9 protein-coding genes are annotated in these 12957 nt (G+C 62.5%); 1 reads left to right on the forward strand and 8 read right to left on the reverse strand.

Translation table 11 applies throughout. The features are described from left to right. Window positions 1–7: 7 nt before the first annotated feature. The 8 genes from ACR9Y2_RS35795 to ACR9Y2_RS35830 all read right to left on the reverse strand — a co-directional run bounded on the left by ACR9Y2_RS35795 (window position 8) and on the right by ACR9Y2_RS35830 (window position 11229). A complete protein-coding gene (locus tag ACR9Y2_RS35795; protein WP_435046703.1) occupies window positions 8–4150 on the reverse strand; it encodes a glucoamylase family protein in 4143 nt (1380 codons plus the stop codon). A gap of 8 nt (window positions 4151–4158) precedes the next feature. After that, window positions 4159–6006: an ABC transporter ATP-binding protein gene (locus tag ACR9Y2_RS35800; protein WP_435046704.1), complete on the reverse strand. Its 1848-nt coding sequence runs from the start codon at window positions 6004–6006 to the stop codon at window positions 4159–4161. Window positions 6007–6277: 271 nt separating this feature from the next. Beyond that, the gene (locus ACR9Y2_RS35805) at window positions 6278–7162 is read right to left on the reverse strand and encodes a dihydrodipicolinate synthase family protein (protein WP_435046705.1); all 885 of its coding nucleotides are present in this window, start codon (window positions 7160–7162) and stop codon (window positions 6278–6280) included. Window positions 7163–7235: 73 nt separating this feature from the next. Next, window positions 7236–7520, reverse strand: coding sequence for an ATP synthase F0 subunit C (locus ACR9Y2_RS35810; RefSeq protein ID WP_435046706.1), 285 nt, complete (start codon window positions 7518–7520; stop codon window positions 7236–7238). Between the two features lie 90 nt (window positions 7521–7610). Further along, window positions 7611–8351, reverse strand: coding sequence for a F0F1 ATP synthase subunit A (atpB, locus tag ACR9Y2_RS35815; protein WP_435046707.1), 741 nt, complete (start codon window positions 8349–8351; stop codon window positions 7611–7613). Next, on the reverse strand, window positions 8338–8724 hold the full coding sequence (locus ACR9Y2_RS35820) for an ATP synthase subunit I (protein WP_435046708.1): 387 nt from the start codon (window positions 8722–8724) through the stop codon (window positions 8338–8340). Before ACR9Y2_RS35820 ends, atpB begins: the two co-directional genes overlap by 14 nt. Then, entirely contained in the window at window positions 8721–8933 is a 213-nt protein-coding gene (locus ACR9Y2_RS35825) for a hypothetical protein (RefSeq protein WP_435046709.1), read from the reverse strand. The genes ACR9Y2_RS35820 and ACR9Y2_RS35825 overlap by 4 nt, the downstream gene beginning before the upstream one ends. Before the next feature lie 208 nt (window positions 8934–9141). Continuing rightward, a complete protein-coding gene (locus tag ACR9Y2_RS35830) occupies window positions 9142–11229 on the reverse strand; it encodes a S46 family peptidase (protein ID WP_435046710.1) in 2088 nt (695 codons plus the stop codon). Window positions 11230–11347: 118 nt separating this feature from the next. Here ACR9Y2_RS35830 and ACR9Y2_RS35835 point away from each other — a divergent pair, with 118 nt between their 5' ends. Beyond that, complete coding sequence (locus ACR9Y2_RS35835) at window positions 11348–12700, forward strand: hypothetical protein (RefSeq protein WP_435046711.1); 1353 nt, start codon at window positions 11348–11350, stop codon at window positions 12698–12700. The last annotated feature ends 257 nt before the right edge of the window (window positions 12701–12957 follow it).

The raw sequence follows: 12957 nt of genomic DNA on the forward strand, positions 1-12957 counted from the left end.
AGGGTCCTCAGGCCTCGTTCTCCGCAGCGGCGGCGGCCGGTGCACGGAGGGTGCTGTTGACCGACTCGGTGACGATGAGGTCAGCGGGCAGGCGCTCGTGCAGCAGGCGCTCAGTGGCCTGCACCTTCTCATCCTCGTGGAACAGGTCCTGCATGCGCTGATCCAGCAGAAGGTTGGTGGACGCGAGCAGGCTCATGCCGTGGTGGTGAGCCATCCAGCAGCGGACGAGGCTGTACTCGCCGCGGACGTCTTCGCGCTGGACGGAGTAGTCGGCAGCCTCGTAGAAGCCGCGCTGGCTGAGCCAGCCGAGGCGGCGCATGTGCTGCAGGTTGTCGAAGGCCGCGCGCGGGTGAACCATCAGCGCCAGGAAGCTGGCGTAGGGGGAGACGACGGGCGACGCCTGGCAGCGCGGGTTCAGCGCGATTGAGGGCACGCCCATGGCCGCATACGGGTATTCGACGTGATCGGTCGAGTAGCCGTAGGCAGTTTCGGACCGGCCCCAGGGGGAGCCTGGCAGGCGGGCATCGCGCTGCTGCACGGCGACCACGCCCTGGCAGGTGAGCTCCAGCAGGGTGTCGCGATGATGGCGCATCCAGATGCGTGGCATGAGGTACTCAAACATGGTGCCGGACCATGACAGGAGCAGCCGGTAGCCATGCCGCATGGTGTGAGAGCGGCCCAGGTGGAACCAGGCCTCGGTGGGGATGTCGCCTTTGGCGATGGCGGCGAAGACGGCCATGCGGGCTTCGGAGGCCAACTGGTCGTAGCAGGAGGGATGCAGGCGTTCGCCCTGCACGCTGTAGCCGATGGCGAGTACTTTCTTGCGGGGCCGGTAGAGGAAGGTGAAGTCCATCTCGTCGGCGAGGCGAGCGGAGAGCCGCTCAATGGAGCGCAGGCGGCGCGGTTCCGGCGGTGCGGGTTGGGCTGCCTCGTGGAGACGCTGCAGGAGTTGCTCAGCCCACCAGGCGGAGCGGCTGCGGAGTTTGGTCAACTGTTCCGCGACGGGCTGGACCAGTGCTTCGAGGGAGGAGAGAGGCCAGGTGCGGGCCTCGGGGTCGAGGCCGCGGGCGAAGCGCAGCAGTTCCGCGGCGAGCTGCGGTTCTTCCTCGGCGAGGACTTCGATATGGTCGAGGATGCCCTGCCAAGCCTTGGCGGGCGCGGGCGCTTTCTCCTGCCACTGGCGGCAGGCCTGGGTGAGGGTCCAGAGGCAGACGGCGAGGTTGCCGCTATCGACGGTGGAGACCTCTTCGGGCTCCATCGCCTTGAGGGTGCGGGTGTCGTACCAGTTGAAGAAGTGGCCTTTGAAGCGCTTCATGCGGAGCATGGAAGCGAGGGTGGCGCGGGTGGTCCTGGTGAATTCCTCAAGGGAGAGATAGCCCAGTTCGACGGCGGCCACGCGCGCGTTCAGCAGCAGGCCCAGGTTGGTGGGCGAGATGCGTTCGGCGTGGCGGAGGCCCTGCTCCCGCACGTTGTCGGGAATGAGGTAGTGATTCTCTGCCGTGCTGAACTCCTGGAAGTAGCGCCAGGTGCGGAGGGTAAAGCCGCGCAGCACCGCAGCCTCTTCCGGATTCAGCGACCGGATGTGCGAGGCCGGCTGGCGATTGAGCCAGCGGGAGACCAAGGGGGACACGAGCCACAGCACGAGTACGGGCACAGCGGCCGGCAGGGCGTGTTCAGCGAACAGCACGAGCAGGCAGGTGAGGGCCATGACGATGACGGGCGTGGCGGCGAGGTAGACGTCGGCCGGAGCGCGTTTGCGGCGCATGGTTTCGGCCTGGGCGGCGGTTTCCCATTCCAGCAGGCGGCGGCGGGTGATGCGGGTGCGGATGAGGGTACGCACGATGGCATCGAGGGCGACGCAGGACTGGTGGACGAGGAACGTAAGGTCGAGGAAGGCGGCGATGTGGTCCTGCACGAAGGCCGACGCGGCATCGCGCAGGGCATTGGCGATGTGGCCGGGCTTCAGCCGCAGCGGCAGCATGAGCAGGGAGGTGTACGCCGGAATGAGCAGCAGGGCGACACTGGCCAGGGTCCAGTAGAGAGCAGGGGCGGGCAGGAAGAACCAGCCGGCGACCATGAGGATGAGGGTGGCGGGCTGGATGAGGCTGCGCCGCAGGTTATCGAGGATCTTCCAGCGCGAAATGATGGGGATGGGATTCAGGATCGTGTTGCCGAAGAAATCGGGCACGAAGGGGAAGACCCAGCGCAGAATCTGCCAGTCGCCGCGCACCCAGCGATGCTGGCGGCGGCTGTAGGCGCTGAAGTGCGAAGGATAGTCGTCGACGACTTCGATGTCGGAGACGAGCCCGGCGCGGGCATAGATGCCCTCGATGAGATCGTGGCTGAGCAGTTGATTGCAGGGGAAGCGATTCTCCAGCACGGCGCGGAAGACGTCGATGTCATAGATGCCCTTGCCGGTGAAGATGCCTTCTCCGAAGAGGTCCTGGTAGACATCGGAGACGGCGCGGGTATAGATGTCGAAGCCGGTATGGCCGGAGTAGATGGAGGCGAGGCGGCTGCGGGAGGCTGAGCGGATGCAGACGCTGACGCGGGGCTGCAGCACACCATAGCCGGCGGCGACCATGTTGGTGGCGGCGTCGATGACAGGCCGGTTGAGGGGATGGGCCATGGTGCCGGCGAGTCGGGCCGCGGCGCCGCGCGGCAATTGCGTATCGGTGTCGAGGGTGATGACGTATCGGGCGCGGCAGATGGCCTCCAGGTCGCCGGCTTTCACGGGAAACGGATCGGCGGCGGCGCGCAGGAAGCGATTGAGGTCGAGCAGCTTGCCGCGTTTGCGCTCCCAGCCCATCCACTTGCCTTCGGCGGGATTGAAGGCGCGTTCGCGGTGCAGCAGGAAGAAGGGCTTGTGCTCGGCGTCGCCATAGCGCACGTTGAGCTCGTCAATGAGGCCGGCGCAGATGCCGGCGAGTTCATCGCGTTCGTCGACCTTGGTGGACGAGTCCGGGGTATCGGTCAACAGGCCGAAGTGGAGGTTGGGTCCGCGATTGGCGAGGAAGCGCACTTCAAGGTCGCGCACGAGGGTGTCGACCTGGTGGCGGTTCATGAGCAGCGTGGGGACGACGACCAGGGTGGCGGAGTCGCCGGCGATGCCGTCGGTGAAGTCCAGTTTCGGCAAGGCGCGAGTTTCCACGAAGTGGCCGACGAGCGCGTTCATGAGATGGACGGCGGCGTGGGTGGCGGGCAGCAGGGTGAGCAGGATTCCGCCCAACAGCGGAGTCATGGCGTTCAGGCCGCTGAGCAGCAAAGCGACGATAAGGAAGGTGGAGATCTCGACGCCGCACAGATATACGGCGGTGGGGTTATTGCGGAAGATGTTCGAGATCCACTCGATCCACGGCGTGCGATAGCCGATCTGGCTCTTGAGTTCGGTCACGCCTTCGGCGAGCAGGTAGTAGCCGCAGTGGCGCGTGCGGTCGGTTTCGCCCAGGCTGGCCAGGGTGATGGCCGCCTCGGCGACTTCGCGTTCGTGAGCTTCGGAGTGGGTGGCGAGGCTCGCGATTTTGCTGCGGTACTGATCGCGGCTCTCGTAGTCCATGGCGCAATAGGCGCGCGCGGGGTCGCGGGCGAGGATGGCGTCGACGGGGTTGAGGCTCTCGAAGAACTCCTTCCAGGGTGTTTCGCCCAGAAGGCGGATGGCGTCGAGGGTGCGGGTGAGCCAGGGGCACACCTCGCCTTGGATCGCCACTTCGGCGGCGCCGGCGATGCGCTGCATGTAGACGAGCTGGAGTGCAGGTTTCAGGGCCCACAGCTCGCCCATTTCCAGGTCGCATTCCTGCAGCAGGACAGAGGTGAACGAGATGAGTTCCACCTCGTCGAACTGGCCGTGCTGCACGCTGTCGAACAGCTCAGCGGCCAGTAGGACGCGCACTTCGCCATTGACATGCGGCTGTTTGCGAAGTCCGGGCGCGGCGTCGCCGGCTTCCTGGAGGGCGGTACGCAGCAGGTTGGCGCCATCGCGCAGCACGGATGCATTCGCATCGGTGCGCGCCAGAACCGTCAGGGCCGTTCTGGCCCGTTTCAGGATGGTCTCCGGGCGGTGACTATGCCCACGCGGACTGGTCGTCCACAGCGCTACCTCGCGGCGGACCACCTCCTCCCATTCGTTTGTCGTCTGTTTCTCAATGAGCATGGCTTCCCCTAGCGGTAACTTGCAGCTTGCAGTTCGAACATGGCGGAGTACCGGCCGCCTTCGGCCAGCAAACGTTCGTGGCACCCTTCTTCCACCACGCGGCCGCCTTCGAGGACCAGAATGCGGTCAGCCATGCGCACGGTGGAGAAGCGGTGGGAAATCAACAGGGCGGTCTTGCCTTGCGTCAACGAGGCAAAGCGTTGGAACAGGTCGTATTCCGAGCGGGCGTCGAGGGCCGCGGCGGGTTCGTCGAGGATGAGGAATTGAGCGTCGCGCATGTAGGCGCGGGCGAGGGCGACTTTCTGCCATTCGCCGCCGGAGAGGTCCACACCGCCTTCAAAGCGACGGCCCAACTGCTGGCTGAGGCCTTGCGGCAGGCGATCGATGACATCGGCGGCGAGGCTTTTGCGGGCGGCTTCCTTGATGCGCCGTTCGCGATCGGGACCCTGCATGTCGATCTGGCCGACGGCGATGTTGGCGCGGGCCGTCATCTCGTAGCGCACGAAGTCCTGGAAGATCACGCCAATCTGGGCGTGGAGGCTCTCGAGGTCGTAGTCGCGCAGGTCGACGCCGTCGAGGAGGATTCGGCCCTGTGTGGGGTCGTAGAGGCGTGTCAGCAGTTTGACCAGGGTTGTCTTGCCCTGGCCGTTCTCGCCTACCAGTGCCACCCGTTCGCCGGCCGCCAGGTGGAGGTTGAGGCCGTCGATGACGAGGCGAGGGTTGCCGGGGTAATTAAAGGAGACGTCCTCCAGCCGGAAGCCATCGCGAATGGTTCGCGGTGCGGGCAGTGCGTGCGGTTTGGAAATGATCTTCGGAGTGACCGAGAAGAAGGCGAGAAGATCGGTAAGGAACAGCGCCTGGTCAGCGATGCTGGCGAAGGTGGAGAAGATCGACTGGATGTTGGAACTGGCGCCCGCGATGGCGCCGGCCAGGAAGGCCATGGACCCGGGCGTGATGGAGCCGGTTGCGGCGCGCCAGACAACATATACATATGCCCCGTAGTAGCCGCAGGTGGTGAGCAGCGAAAGGACAGCTCCGGCGAACAGACGGCGGCGGCCCAGGGCGGTGTTCTGCTCGTAGATCTGGTTGGAGAGATCCTGAAACTGGGCGGTAAAGTGATCGGCCAGGCCGAAGAGTTTGAGTTCCTTGGCCGATTCCCGGCTGGCGCCGAGCACGCGCAGGTAGTCGATCTGGCGGCGCACCGGGGTCTGTCGGAGGCTGAGCGAATAACCTACGAAAGCGAAGTGGCTTTCGCCGAGGAAGGCCGGCACGATGCAGGCGACCAGCAGGACGAGCAGCCAGGGCGAGAACCAGAAGATGGTGGCGCAGAAGCCGGCGGCCATGACCACCTGCTGGAGCAGGGCGCCGGTGGCCTGCACCATGCCGATGCGGTCGGTTGCCTGGACGCGGGCGCGCTCGAGTTTGTCGTAGAAGACGGGGTCTTCGTAGCTGAGCAGGTCGAGCCGGGCGGCCTTTTCCATGATCTCGACGCTGAGGTGGCGGCTAAAGCGGTCAGCCATGAGGCTGTCGAGGAAGCCGACGGTGCGTCCGATGACACCGCCCAACAGGGCGAGCACGAACTCCGCCGCGACCCAGGCCCAGAAGAATTCGGGCAGGGGCTGATGTTTGGACACCTGCACGACGCCGTCGATGATCATCTTGGAGACGGCCAGCATGGCGATGGGGACCATCGCGCCGAGCAGCCGCAGCACAATATTGGCGCTGACGACGGCGCGGCCGGACTGCCAGACAATCCGCAGCACGGGCGGGATGTTGCGCAGCGCGCGCGCCCTCTGCGCCCATTGACTGGATTGAGTACCGCCGGCTGGACCGGGGGAAGGACCTTGGGGATTCAAGAAGAGCTCCGGTAATGAATTCGAAGCGACGGTAATTCTTACCATCGCTTGAGGTGGCTTTGGCCCGAATCTGCAGAGAAACGTTCCGCAACGAGGCGTCGAGGCGGCACCTGCCAATTGAATGGCAAATACAAGCCCAAAGTGGAGGGTGAGTGTGGAAGCGGCCGGGGGTGCGTGGGCGCTTAGGCGGGAAGGGTTGCGCGGCGCCGGGCTATTCAGAACCGGAAACGCCGCGCGTAGAGGTGCTTAACGCGAAGAAAAATGCGCGAGATCAACCTTTCAAATCGGCGAAAGCAGCTTCAATTTCCTGGCGTGCTTCCGGCGTAACGGGAGTGAGCGGCAGGCGAACAGGCCCGCCGTAATATCCGTTGAGATCCATCGCGTGCTTGAGGCCCGGGATGCCGTATTTCGTGGTAACAAGGGTCGCGGCCCGGGCAATGCGGCGCTGCCAGTCCATCGCTGCGTCGAACTCACGCTGGCGATGCGCTTCCCAGATGGCGATGGTCGAATAGGGGGCTGCGTTGGCATAGGCCAGCACGGCACCGACCGCGCCGACGGCGAACGAAGGGGCAAGGGTGGGCGCGGAGCCTACAAGGACCTGGAACCCCGGCTTCGTTTCGCGCAACATGAGCATCACCTTCTCGATGTTACCTGAACTTTCCTTAATCGCGATAATATTCGGATGATGGCTCAAAACATTCACGGCGTCTGCAGGAATATCGACGCCGGTAGCTTGGGGCCAGTTGTAGATCATCAATGGGATTTTGGCCTGGTCCGCCACGCTGCGGTAGTAGAGGGTCTGGGCGGCGGCGTTGTTGATGAGGCTCTTATAGTAATGCGGGGTGCGCACCATCGCCGCTTTGTAGCCCATGTCAGCGGCCCGATTGGTGAGCATGACGGTTTCGCGGACACTCTCCACGCCGGTGCCGGCCATCAGGATCTTGTCCGAAGCGGCGTGTTTGGCGACGAGCTCGAACATCTGGAGCTTCTCTTCCAGGGTGAGGTGGACGCTTTCTCCGGTGGAGCCGCAGACCACATAGCCGGCCAGGCCTGACTTATTCCACTTGGTGACGTTGTGTTCGACCTTGGCCGTGTAGATGTCGCCGTCGTAGTTGAAGGGTGTGGCGATGGGGGGGAAGATGCCGTGAAGTTTCATTGCGCTCTCTCTTCAGGATAGAAAAAGGCCCGGCGCGAGGCCGGGCCTTTTTTTCAAACCGCCGAAGCGGAGACTACTTGCCGACGTTGATCAGGGTGAACAGCGCCAGGGATTCGATGAAGGCGAGACCGAGGATGAGCAGGATGCGGATGGCGCCGGCGGCCCCGGGGTTGCGGGCGATGCCTTCGACGGAGGCGGAGATTGCCTTGCCCTGCGCCAGGGCGCAAAGGCCGGAAGCGATCGCCATGGCGAAGGCGCCGGGCAGCACGAAGGTGCCGGCGGTTGAGCCCGTCTGGGCGAAGGTCGGGACGGCGATCATCATGAGCACCATCAGAATGAGTATGTTGCGAACGGTCATTGTTTGCTCCTTACGAACTGGCTGCCAGGAGGTGGTTGCTTACCGCGCGTTGGGACGCCGGAGCCTCACGCTGGCGGCCGGAAAAATCGATTAGTGGTCCTCGTGCGCCACGGACTCGCCGACGTACACCATGCTGAGCATCATGAAGATGAACGCCTGGACGAACGAGACGAAGACGTGGAGGCCCATGAAGATCACCGGGATCACCCACGGAACCATGCTGAGGAAGCCTACGGTCACCTGCTCACCGGCCAGCATGTTGGCGAAAAGACGAATGGTGAGCGAGACGGGACGGATGCAATGGCTGATGATTTCCAGCGGGAACATGAACCAGGCCAGCAGCCAGATGGGGCCGCAGAAGTGTTTCAGATGGCCCAGAATGCCCTGTTCCTGGATACCCTGTCCGTTGTAGTAGAGGAATGTCGCGATGGCGAGCCCGGCCGGCACGAAGTAGTACATCGTGGGCGACTCGAAGGTGGGAACGATGCCGAGCAGGTTCGAGGTGACCACGAACAGAAACGTCATGGTGAAGAACGCGACCCGTTGTTTGTAGCCGTGGCCGATGATCTCGTGCGCCTGATCGCCGACAAAGGTGTAGATGTTCTCCATCACCAGTTGTAGTTTGCCGGGACGGTCGACCGAGAGGCTGGCACGGACCAGTATGGCCACCAGCATCAGCAACCCGATCACCAGAAGCTCCATGGCCATGTAGTTGGACCACGGCTTGGCGGCATCTTCGGTGTGAAAGCCAACCAGCTGGAAAAGTGCGTTGGCTGGCGCCGCCAGATATTGGTTCAGCAGCGCGGTAAACCAGAGTTCATGCTCGTGCATACAGAAGTTCGATGAGGACTTCGAGAGTCGCCGCCGTCACTGCTAGCGTCAGGCCGCAGGCTACAGCGGGGACAAAAGACCCGTAAGTCTTAACGATAGCATAGGCTGCTCCGCCCAGGATGAGCATTCTAAAGGCATGAACGAACAGTGAGGCCTTGCGCACGGTCTCGCCTTCGACAACCCGGGTGACGTCGGTCACCATGCGGTGCAGCAGCCAGAAACTGAGGCTGGAGATCGCCGCTCCGCCCAGGAAGCTGAGCGTCCCGGCCAACCCTTTGACCAGGAAAAAGATAACGGCGCCGGCCGCGGCCAGGACGGCCATGAGTTGGACGATGCGGCGGGTGATGAGGGCGTAATCGAGGTCCGGGGTCACTTCTTCCTGTCGAGCCCCTCGATGCGGGTGGCCTGGCGGACTGTTTCGTACATTCCGACGCCGCAGCCTAGAATCAGGCCCGCGGTGTCGAGCATTGAGGTGTTCCAGGCCTGGTTCAGGTACTGGCCGATTTTGTAGCAGATCCACCCGGAGAGGGGGGTGATCAGCGCCAGCCCGGAGTAGGCACCGGCCTTGGCATAGGAACTCATGCCGGACCGGGGTTTTTCTTCGCTCACGGGGCCAGTATAGCGGCAATTCCGGGCGGCGGCTCCGGCTGACTTCGAAAGGGATGCTAAAGGGAAACCGGGAGAGAGAAGTTGTCCCTCTCCCGGAGTGAGCGTCCTTGCGGACACAGTTGAGAATCGGAGGAGGAGTTCTCAACCTTCTGACAATTTGATGAAGTATGGGTCCTATTGGTTACGGGGTGGTACTGGGCAAATCGAAGCCCAGCTCGCGTAAAAGCCGGTCAGCCTTGTAAACTTTTCCCAGCGCCTCGGCAATCGCTTCACTGCAGACATGTACGCTGCGTGACCGTTTGTCTGTGTAAACAAAGCGGTTAGGCAGGCTCTCGATGTTCCCGTCGAAGAGGATGCCGACAATCTCTCCGCGTGTGTTCAGCGTGGCACTGCCGCTGTTGCCGCCGTGTGTGTCGTTTGTAGTAACGAAGTCGAAATGGGTCTTGGGGTCGAGTGAGTTCTTGGCCTTCACCCAGGCGGGGGGTATGATAAACGGCTCAGTGGTGGTGCCTTTGGCAAAGAATCCGGCGAAATCCGTAGCGTAGGGAACGGCTTGGCCGGCGTCGTTCTGGTAACCGCGCACATCGCCATAAGCCAGCCTCATTGTGAAGGTCGCGTCCGGGTACTCGCTGCCGCCGAACGCAGAGAAGCGGGCCTGTGCGATGCGGGCGGAGGCGCGGGTGACGACACTCTCGACCTGATCTTCATAGCGTTTGCGGAGTTCGCGGGCCGGTTGATCCAGGATCAAGGCGAGCCGAATCATCCCATCGCGCGACTTCCTGACCTCGTCGATGCTGCCGGCGAGGCGCTTCCTCTCGGCCACCAGTGGCAGCTTACTACTCTGCACGTAGTACTTCGCGGCTTCGGCCGCGGTGCGGCCGCCTAGGATTGCTTTTACCACGGCGTTTGAATCGCCTAATTCCTTGTTGAGAAAGGAGAAATAGTTCTCCAGGACGACCTCTTCCATGGCCGGGTAGATGGGCGCGGTGGAGTACATCGACTGCTCCAGCGAGGGCAGTGCCGCGTCGGTGAATTCTCGCAGCCTCTGGCTGTCGGGTTTAGGTTTCTCCTCCGCGTAGCGAACGACGTCGCGGGCGATGGCGAGCAGTTCGGAGCCCCGTGTGGCGCCGCGTTCCAGCAGCCAGAAGGGCGCGTAGAAGGACCGGTAGTTCTGATAGGTGGTGGCGAGTTCATCCCAGAACTTGGCGAACTCTTCCGCTTTCGTTGGGTCCTTGGCGATGGCGGCTTTTAAAGCCTTTTCTTCCTTGCGCTTAAGGTCCATCAGGCTCTTGTCGTTGAGGCCGCTGAGGAAGCCGGTATAGGCTTTGTAGCTGTTCTGATTGCCGAAGAGGTTCTCGCCGGCGATGCGCTTCTGCTCAGGTCCTTTGGCCATATAACCTTCCAGGGCGGCAATGAGGGAGGCCAGGCGGCGCTGGACCAGGGGATAGCCGGTCTGGCCGGAGAACTCGAGTTCGGAGACGGTCATCAGCCGCCCGGTGGAGCCGGGGTTGCCGGGGACGAAGGTGAGGTCGCCTTCCCGGACACCCTGTTTGGACCACTTGAAGAAGTTGTCCACGTGTGCCGGCTTGCCGTTCTCATAGGCCCGGAAGAAGGTGATGTCGAGGTTATAGCGGGGATAGGTGAAGTTTTCCTGGTCGCCGCCGAAGAATGCGACACCGAATTCGGGCGCCATCACGAGCCGGATGTCAGTGTACTTGCGGTACTGATAAAGATGGTAAAGTCCCCCGGCATAGAGGGTTACGACGTCGCAGCGATTGCCGGTGGCGGCGCCGCACGCCTTCTCGATGGCTGACATCGCAGCCTTCTTTTTTGAATTCGCTTCCGAAGCGGGCGTCTGCGGCGTAATGCCGGCGGTGACCTTGGCGGTCACGTCCTCGATCTTGAGGAGGACGTTGACTTCCAGGTCTGGACAGCTGCGTTCATCGGCCGCCGTGCGAGCGACAAAACCGTTCTTGATGTAGTCGTTCTCCTTGGAGCTGAGCTTCTGAATGCAGTCCGCGCCAACATGGTGGTTGGTGAACAGCAGGCCATCGGAGGAAACGAAGCTTCCGGTGCCACCGTTATTGAAGCGGACGGCGCTCAGACGCATGTGGTCGAGGAACTGGTCGGTGACCTGGAAGTGATACTTGCTCTCAACGGCCTGTTTCGGAAAAGCGTTCAGCAGCCACATGCCTTCGTCGGCGCGGCAGAGGCCGGCGGCGGAAAGCAGGACGGTGGCGGCGAGGCTTACTTGAATCTTGAATCTCATTTCTACAATTCCCTCTAACTAGCTATAAATGCAAAGCTTATCGGTTTCTAATCGTGTAGTAGTCTTCACAAACACGACTAGTCTATGCGATACTGAAAGTTACCCTGTAGACAAAGCTATGACGCAGTTGGGCGAGGCAACAGCCCGCTATCATAAAATCCTGGAGCAGGACCCGGAGCGCAACGCGGCCTGGATGGCTCAGCTGCGCGAGCAGTGGAAAGCCCGCCATCTGATGGTGAGTGGCCGCCCGGTTTCGCCCGTACTGCGTCCTCATTTTCTCAGCCGCCGCCAGTATATCAATTTGGTGAAGACGGCCGAATCGCTGAACGCATCGATTGACCGGATCAGGAAGATGGCGGTCGTCCAGCCGCAGTTAATGTCGCGGATGGAGATGCTGCCGGCGGAGAAGATGCTGGCGTCGGTGGATCCCGGCTATTCGAACTGGTCGGTGGCGTCGCTGATGGACACGCAGGTGAACAACGGCAGCGTTCATTTCACCGCGCCGCAGGCGGACATGCCGCATGGCATGGTCTACGGCGATGCGCTCTCCGAGCTTTTCTACGATGCGCCACCGGTGAAGGAATTCCGGAAGAAGAACAAGATTGCCAAGGTGGGCGGCGCGAAGCCGCTGCTGGCGGCGACCTTGAAGGCCTGGAAGGACTTTGGCGGCAAGACGTTGCCGAACATCGCAATTCTCGAGTTCCGCCAGCCTTTTGCGTCGATCGACTCCCACGAGTACACCCTGCTGGTGGAGTTGTTCCGCAAGAACGGGTTGCAGGCGGAAGTGGTCTTTCCCGAGCAGCTGGAGTACCGCAACGACATCCTGCGCAAGGGCGATTTCACGATCGACCTGGTATACCGCGGGGTTCGAGCGCACGAGTTCCTGATGAAATACGACCTCACGCATCCGCTGGTGCGGGCCTACCGCGAGCGGAAGGTGTGTGTGGTGAACAGCTTCCGGACGGAACTGACGCGCAAGAAAGCGCTGCTGGCGCTGTTGACAGACGATGCGATTACCGAGAGCTTCCCGCCGGCTGAGCGGAAGGCGATCAAGGAATCGATTCCCTGCACCCGCGTAGTGGCGGCCGGCCGTACGATGTGGAAGGGGCAGAGCGTGGATCTGATTGATTTCATTCAGAAGAACCGCGAGTCCCTGGTGCTGCGCCCCAATGAAGACTCCAGCGAACTGCACTCCACCGAGGGCTGGCAGGCCGATAACGCGACCTGGGAACGGGCGCTGCGCCAAGCCGTCCGGACCCCCTATGTGGTGCAGGAGCGGGTGGCGCCGGTGCCGATTTCCTTCCCCGTGGACTACTACGGCGACATGGTGTACCGCGACCTGAATGTGGATGTGAGCCCGCACGCCTTCCTGGGCAAGATCCAGGGTTGTTCCTCCAAGGTGTCGGCGGCGCAAGGCAACTTCTCCACGATCACCGGTTTAGCCCCGACATTCATCCTCGAAACCAAGTAGCGTTTCGCTGCCGGCAGCCGCGTGAGGGACTGTTTCCAGCGCGGGCCCTATCGCCGGATGGACCTCGTTTGCGGACCCGGGTTTCCCAGGCAGAATTGCCGGATTGTGGCGGAAAGATGCAGCGCCCGCACCCATTTTGTGGAGGTTTTCTCCCGAATCCAGTAGCCTTTGGCCCGCAGCGGACGTCTCTTCCTGGTAAGGTATTGATTTCAATGGGGAGCGGGCAAGGCAGGTGCGGCTCGGGATCATGGCACTCC

The sequence above is a fragment of the Paludibaculum fermentans genome (assembly GCF_051172195.1).
GTDB classification, from domain to species: Bacteria; Acidobacteriota; Terriglobia; order Bryobacterales; family Bryobacteraceae; genus Paludibaculum; species Paludibaculum fermentans_A.

Bases quoted from the DNA above. Each gene is read 5' to 3' on its own strand.
- ACR9Y2_RS35795 (WP_435046703.1), bottom strand. From the start codon at position 4,150: ATGCTCATTGAGAAACAGACGACAAACGAATGGGAGGAGGTGGTCCGC.
- ACR9Y2_RS35805 (WP_435046705.1), bottom strand. From the start codon at position 7,162: ATGAAACTTCACGGCATCTTCCCCCCCATCGCCACACCCTTCAACTAC.
- ACR9Y2_RS35810 (WP_435046706.1), bottom strand. From the start codon at position 7,520: ATGACCGTTCGCAACATACTCATTCTGATGGTGCTCATGATGATCGCC.
- atpB (WP_435046707.1), bottom strand. From the start codon at position 8,351: ATGCACGAGCATGAACTCTGGTTTACCGCGCTGCTGAACCAATATCTG.
- ACR9Y2_RS35825 (WP_435046709.1), bottom strand. From the start codon at position 8,933: ATGAGTTCCTATGCCAAGGCCGGTGCCTACTCCGGGCTGGCGCTGATC.
- ACR9Y2_RS35830 (WP_435046710.1), bottom strand. From the start codon at position 11,229: ATGAGATTCAAGATTCAAGTAAGCCTCGCCGCCACCGTCCTGCTTTCC.
- ACR9Y2_RS35835 (WP_435046711.1), top strand. From the start codon at position 11,348: ATGACGCAGTTGGGCGAGGCAACAGCCCGCTATCATAAAATCCTGGAG.